The organism is Brenneria roseae subsp. americana, assembly GCF_003115815.1.
GTDB classification, from domain to species: Bacteria; Pseudomonadota; Gammaproteobacteria; order Enterobacterales; family Enterobacteriaceae; genus Brenneria; species Brenneria roseae.
Map to the genome: position 1 here is coordinate 1 of NZ_QDKJ01000049.1, position 582 is coordinate 582.

Below are 582 nucleotides of genomic sequence, written 5' to 3' on the forward strand. Positions count from 1 at the left end.
TGCGTAACCCGCTGACTTCTCTGGGTGATTATCTGAACCCGGAACTCATTTCCCGCTGTCTTGCCGAAGCTGGCACCGTCACCCTGCGCAAACGTCGTCTGCCGCTGGAAATGATGGTCTGGTGTATCGTCGGTATGGCCCTTGAACGTAAAGAACCCCTCCATCAGCTCGTTAATCGGCTGGACATCATGCTGCCGGGCAGTCGTCCCTTTGTCGCACCCAGCGCTGTGATCCAGGCCCGTCAGCGCCTGGGAAGCGAGGCCGTCCGCCGCGTGTTCACGCAAACAGCGCAACTCTGGCATAACGCCACGCCGCATCCGCACTGGTGCGGCCTGACCCTGCTGGCCATCGATGGTGTGTTCTGGCGAACACCGGACACGCCAGAAAACGATATCGCCTTCCCCCGCCAGACGCATGGCGGGAAACCAGGACTCTACCCGCAGGTAAAAATGGTCTGTCAGATGGAGCTGACCAGCCATCTGCTGACGGCAGCTGCCTTCGGCACAATGAAAAACAGCGAAAATGAGCTCGCTGAGCAACTTATAGAGCAAACCGGAGATAACACCCTGACGTTGATGGATA

Annotated in this window: 1 protein-coding gene; it reads left to right on the forward strand. The window is 58.2% G+C overall.

All coding sequences use genetic code 11. The features are described from left to right. The coding region (locus B4923_RS20730; protein WP_109491561.1) for an IS4 family transposase at nucleotides 1-582 on the forward strand (582 nt) is incomplete at both ends.